Origin of the sequence: Bartonella sp. MR100HLJHH, assembly GCF_042194215.1 — a bacterium.
Taxonomy (GTDB): Bacteria; Pseudomonadota; Alphaproteobacteria; order Rhizobiales; family Rhizobiaceae; genus Bartonella; species Bartonella grahamii.
The window spans coordinates 1,808-7,964 of sequence record NZ_JBHIMR010000024.1 but is presented as its reverse complement, the minus strand read 5'-3'; the positions used below and the strand labels follow the sequence as shown (position 1 = coordinate 7,964).

General features: G+C 45.0%; 6 protein-coding genes. All 6 read left to right on the top strand.

Annotated features, from left to right (window positions below; genetic code table 11):
• On the top strand, window positions 1-501 hold a 501-nt coding region (locus ACFIJ7_RS08545; protein WP_375645066.1), incomplete at its 5' end, for a hypothetical protein.
• Window positions 482-1,171: a phage baseplate assembly protein V gene (locus ACFIJ7_RS08540; RefSeq protein WP_375645065.1), complete on the top strand. Its 690-nt coding sequence runs from the start codon at window positions 482-484 to the stop codon at window positions 1,169-1,171. The genes ACFIJ7_RS08545 and ACFIJ7_RS08540, both read left to right, overlap by 20 nt.
• On the top strand, window positions 1,168-1,509 hold the full coding sequence (locus ACFIJ7_RS08535) for a GPW/gp25 family protein (RefSeq protein WP_375645064.1): 342 nt from the start codon (window positions 1,168-1,170) through the stop codon (window positions 1,507-1,509). Before ACFIJ7_RS08540 ends, ACFIJ7_RS08535 begins: the two co-directional genes overlap by 4 nt.
• A complete protein-coding gene (locus tag ACFIJ7_RS08530) occupies window positions 1,506-2,333 on the top strand; it encodes a baseplate J/gp47 family protein (protein WP_375645063.1) in 828 nt (275 codons plus the stop codon). The genes ACFIJ7_RS08535 and ACFIJ7_RS08530 overlap by 4 nt, the downstream gene beginning before the upstream one ends.
• On the top strand, window positions 2,333-3,439 hold the full coding sequence (locus ACFIJ7_RS08525) for a phage tail protein (RefSeq protein WP_375645062.1): 1,107 nt from the start codon (window positions 2,333-2,335) through the stop codon (window positions 3,437-3,439). Before ACFIJ7_RS08530 ends, ACFIJ7_RS08525 begins: the two co-directional genes overlap by 1 nt.
• A gap of 1 nt (window position 3,440) precedes the next feature.
• Window positions 3,441-6,157, top strand: a 2,717-nt coding sequence (locus ACFIJ7_RS08520; protein ID WP_375645067.1) for a DUF4815 domain-containing protein, incomplete at its 3' end; no start/stop codon positions are given.

Below are 6,157 nucleotides of genomic sequence, written 5' to 3'. Positions count from 1 at the left end.
GCAGCAAAGACGGCAGCTGGTGACAATATTTTCAATATGCGTGATTTCAACTTTTCCCCTGAGAACACGCCTGCAATTAATATCTCAACACAAAGTGAAACGATTGAAGATGGCTATGATTATGGAATAAGGCGGCGTGTTTTAACGCTAGATGTTGAATGTTATGCGACATGTGAAGATGGAGCACGTTTTGTAGACCAACTAGCATGGGAAGTTGAGGAGGTTTTCTACGCTAATCCCAATCTCAACAACACAGTTGAGACATGCCGCCTACAAAATATTGCTTTTGCCTTTGGCGATAATGGCGCCCTAGCGCTCCATGGTGCAATTTTAACCTTTGAAGTCATTTATGTGACAAATATCCCCAACATGGATGAAGAAGAAGGCAGTGTAACAGCAAGACTCGTTGAACCTTTCTTAAGCTTTGAACCAGAAACAGGCGTGAGAAATAAAGATAAATACCATAAAATTGAAGGTGGACATGTTAGAGCGGCGCGATAAAGAAATCACCGATCTAAAAAGACGTGTGGCCAATATGGTTGTGGTGGGGAAGATTAGCCATGTCGACCATAAAAACGCACGCTATCGGGTAAAAAGTGGCAATCTCATCAGTGACTGGATTCCAGACACACAAGCCCGCGCCGGTAAAACACGCTCCTATGAAGGGCGCGATGTTGGAGAGCAAGTAGTTGTTATCTCGTCATCAGGGGATTTATCACAAGGGGTGATTGTTGGTTCACTTCACACCGATGCTAATCAAGCAGCCGATAAAGGCAGCATTCACCGAACGATATACCCTGATGGAACCCGCCTTGAATATGATGATGAACAAAACACTTATGGAATTCATATCAAATCAGGGGGGAAATTTATCCTGACGATTGCTGATGGTGTGTCACTAAAAGGTGATGGTGGCAAGCTAGAGCTTACCGCACCGGAAGGCATAAAGATTGTTTCAGAAAGCGATATAAATTTAAACGCAAAGGGCGGCATCTCTTTGAAGGCAGGTGGTGGCGTTTCTCTGAATTCGAATGATAGTATCTCTCTTCATTCTGGAAATAATGTTTCCATTCATTCAAGTGGACTAAAGCATAACGACACCAATGTAGGAGCAACACATGTTCATGGTGGTGTTTCCCCTGGTGGTTCTATGACAGGAGGTCCCAATTGAACAGTGGAATGGACCGTACAACGGGAAAGTCATTGACCGGCATTGATCATTTACGCCAATCAATCCTTGATATTTTGTCAACGCGGATTGGTTCGCGTGTAATGCGGCGTGATTATGGTTCACATGTTGCAGAACTCATTGATGCTCCAGTGAATAATGCTTTTGCTGTTGCTCTTTATGCTGCTGTTGCTGAGGCTTTAGACAAGTGGGAACCGCGTTTTAAATTGAAAAAAATTGATTTTAAATGGAGTGAGGCTGGACAAGTTTCTTTGTCCTTTGAAGGCATTTATTTGCCATCCGGCAAGCCCATTACCATGGAAGGATTATTGATAAAATGAATGGAGTACTTGCAAAACCGGAAATCATCACAGAACTTTCTTTTGAGGAAATACGCGCTGCTGCTCTTGCCCATTTAAAAGAGCTTTTGCCTGAATATACCATTCTTGAAAGTGATCCGGCCGTAAAAGTCATTGAGGCTTTTAGCTATCGAGAACTGCTTTTAAGACAGCGTATTAACGAAGCGGCACGCAACAACATTCTTGATTTTGCAAGCGGTGAATCTCTTGATGCTTTGGGAAACTGGCATGGTCTTGCCCGCATGGATGGTGAAAGTGACGAGAGATATCGTGAACGCATAGAGCTTCATGCCCGTGGTGGCAATGGTAGCGGGACAGAGCCCTATTACAAGCTTATAGCCTTAACAGCAGATAATCGTGTTAAGGATGCGATTGTTTACCGTAAAGGCAAAGATCCAACCATTTATGTTGCTCTTTTTGGCAACAATGAAGAAGGAACGGCATCTGAAGATCTCATACAAACAGTTTCAGAAGCTCTTCACAGAAAAAATATCATCATGACCAATGATACAATCATTGTTCACGCTGCTGTCAAAAAAGTGCTGGATTTAGAGGCAGATGTTTGGCTGTTACCAGAAACATCTTTGAAAATTCTTACAACAATGGAAACAAATTTAAGAGCAGCATGGAGACAAGAACAAGCCATTGGTCGTGAATTAAGTTTGTCGTGGTGGATTTCAAAACTAATGATTTCTGGTGTCCAAAAAGTCATTGCCATTACACCAACACAAGACAGTACGGTTTGTGATGAAGAAGTTTTATCGATTGGAAAAATCACCTTAAACTTCAAAGGGCGTGCGCGCTAATGGTTGGTTCCCTCCTTCCCACAAACGCGACAGAATTTGAAAAGCGCCTTGCCGATGTTTGCGATTTTCATCAAGATATTGATGGTTCTGTTTTGGGGATTTCACGCGCAAAACTGATCACACGCCCTCCCCGCTTCTTGCCGTGGTTGATTGAAGAATACGGGCTTGGAGAACTTACACCTTATGTTCCAAACCTCTATGATTTGATTGATCAAGGGCTTCAATGGCAGCGGATACGTGGCTCACTTGCAGCAATAGAGATGGGGCTTGAATGGCTAGGGATTTCGGCGCGCTTTCAACCCGCATGGACGGGGCGGGCATGGTGGAATTCCTTTCAACTTGATTTTGATCAGTTGCCTGAACGGAAAAGCCTTGAAGCCATTGAAGCAATCACAGACCTTTCCAAAAGTTTGCGCTCTGATTTTCGTCGAGGGACCTATGGTTATGATGTTCAAGCCATGGAAGGCAATATGTCACGCCTTGATGACAGCATGTTGGAGTATGAAAGTGGTGTTAGCTTAACAGCTGGGGGCACTTTGTTTTCCTTTGGGCGCACAACAGAGATAGAGCACGTTCTCTTAAGAGAAGAAGGCAGGCTTATTGGTAATTGGATAGATGATGGGGATGAAGAGTTAAGCTGGGACCAAATCGATTACCCATGGGACATGGCAAATTTTCCGTGGTGTTCGGTCAAAAAACATGAACGCGATATGCTGATGGCAGAGTGGTTTCATGGTCGCACGCTTTATCTCGTGTTAAGAGACAGCCAAGATGCCGTGATTGGGTATCAAAGATGCTATGCTGTAGCGCCTGTCGAACAGGTTTTAGAGGGTGTTTACAGCCATTCAGGCAATCACTATCAGCCCTCCCCGAGGGGCACGGCGCTTCTTGTTGCAGCCCGCACAGACTTTCGCGATGTTGACGGCAAACAAGCAGCATTTGTTTCTGTTCTCGTTCATGCCACCCCCAAACAAGATATCCCCCTTGGCAAACTTTGGTTGGAGCCTGATGAACTCAATGGCGGTGTCGAGATACTCAAAACGCCAATTAATATTCCTTTGCGTGCCGATGTTCGCGAACAATTCAAGATTTTATTGAGGTTTTAATATGAAGCATGAAAGTGGTCTACCGTTTGCAATTGACAGATCTCGCGGCAAAGAGGAACAACAAAGCGTTGTCTTTTACGGCACGCGTCCGTTTATTCAAAGTGGTGAACTGAATGAAGTTCAAACCATTATAAGGGGACGGCATGACCGTTTGGGGCGCCTTGTGGCACAAGAAGGAGACCGCGTTGAACGGGCTGATGCTTTTGTCAACAAAGAGACAAGGACTGTCACTTTAACGGATGGCAAAATTTATATCGCAGGCGATATTTTCCCCGTAGCACCCGCTGTACTCAACAATGTTTCCATGATTGGACGCTTGGAAATTGGTGTGAAGCTGCAAAAAAAATGGATAACACACGAAGATGATCCGGAGCTCTTGGGGCAAGTCCCTGGCACCTTGGCAGAAGGAGAAGTAGGCGCCGCACGCGAAACAGCAAAGCTTGTTTGGGCACTGAAAGAGGATGCGCAAAGTGGCACTTTCTTTCCCGTTTATATTTTACAAGATGGTGTTCTGATTGATCAAAAATCACCCTCATTGCTTGAACCCGCCATGCAAGCTATTGCGACGTATGACAGAGCCCATGGGCATTATATCGTGAGTGGCTGCCGTGTGAGCGCATTGGGAGCAAATAATGGTTGCCAAGTGTTTAGTATTCAAGAAGGAGAAGCCAATATCAATGGCTTTAAACGCAAGCGCTTAGCCGCTTTGCGTCATGAAGAGATGCAAGATTTTTCGACAAGCGTTGTTCCGAGCGAAACGCATATTTTTGCGCCTCCAAAAGGGAAAACAAGTTTTACCTTTAAACCCTATTATTTTCCTATTGCCGATATTCAGTCTCTTTTGTTGACAAAAGAAAAAACCGTTAACGTCACCCGTGGTGCCGTTGCCGCTGGGCGTGATGGTGTTCCTGATAAAAGCATCACCGCGTTTATTAAAGTTGTTCAAGGAAACAAGGAATTTAAAGAAGGCACAGATTTTAAAAAAACCGGAGACACCATTGATTGGGCTCCCTTAGGAGATGAACCTTTACTGGGCAGCACCTATAAAGTGACTTACCGCACCCGCGCAAAAATCACGGCTGATAAAGTAACAGAGCAGGAAATCACAGTCTCAGGTGGGGCGCAAGGTGGTGATATTATCGTCAGTTACACTTACAAATTACCCCGCATTGACCGTATAGGTCTCAACACAGGGGGCAATGTGGTTTACATCAAAGGTATCTCGGCAGATCACCCCATGGCACCCAGTGTCCCTGATGATGTGTTGTCCCTTGCAACGATCACCAACAATTGGCTTGAAACGCCGGTTGTGGTCAATGATGGCACACGTGTTGCCCCCTATGATGAGATGTGGCGCTATTTTCAACGGGTGCTTTCGCTTGACCGTCTCATGCAGTTAGAGCGTATTAAAAGCAATGTGGACTCTAAAGAACCTGTTGCCAAAAAAGGTATGTTTGCTGATCCCTTTCTAGATGACTCTTACAGAGATGGAGGCTTTCAACAAACGGGGGCTGTAGGCAATGGCATTTTGCAGCTTGCTATTGACCCAACATTCTATACCGCTCCTTTAAAAGCGCCTGTTACCCTTGACTGGACAAATGAAGTGATCATTGCGCAAGAGTTGACAACGGCTTGCGAAAAAATCAACCCCTATCAAAATTTTGCACCCCTGCCTGGTACAGTAACCCTTGACCCCGCGACAGACTTTTGGCACGAACAGCGCACCGATTGGCTCTCAAGCGTGACCAATCAACTGAACATGGGATGGAACCGTGGGAGAAGCATTCGTAAAACAGAAATCAGTGATGATTTGGTGAGTGCAACCCAAGAGAAAATCGATTTTTTGAGACAAATTACCCTTTCCTTCAAAATTGAAGGTCTTGGCAAGTGGGAACAATTAGAAAGCCTCACTTTTGATGGTGTGAATGTCTTGCCGAATTATCCCCTTTTTGCCGATTCTTATGGCGCCATTGAGGGCACTTTTAAGATTCCTAAAAATATCACTGCTGGCACAAAAAATGTTGTGGCACGGGGGAAAGGTGGAACAATTGCAACGGGGCTTTTTACCGGTCAAGGTGTGATTGATGTGAAAGTCATGCGGCGCACCACAACGGTGAAGATATGGACGCAAGTAGACCCACAAGCGCAAGTTTTTACCCCCGATGAAACACGGCAAATCACCGGTATTGACTTTCATCTTTGCAAAATCGGTAATCAAAACCATGATCTGGTGATTGATTTGGTCACCACAGAAAACGGTTATCCGACCGCCGATATTCAAGCACAAAGCTTTTATTCCATGAAGGGCGCAAAGCTAGGGTGGGCAGAGGCACGCTATGATGTACCACTCCTTGTGATGGATGACCGCTTAACGGCTTTTGTTATTAAGACAGATGATAGTAATCATTCTGTCTCACTGGCAAAGCTTGGGGATTTTGATGCAGAACACCAGAGATACGTCTCGAGCCACCCTTATGTAACGGGACCACGCTTTTCTTCAGTTAACGCACAAAGCTGGACCGCCCATCAAGATGAGGCTTTAGCCTTTCGTGTGTTGGCAGCCCGCTACACACAAACAGAAAAAACCATTGATTTTGGCACTTTTGACCTTGTGGACTGCTCTGATTTGCAAATACGCGCAGCCATTGAATTGCCTTCAAGCGATTGTTCTGTCATCTTTGAAATTGAACGAAACAATGGCACGGTTTATCAACTCCT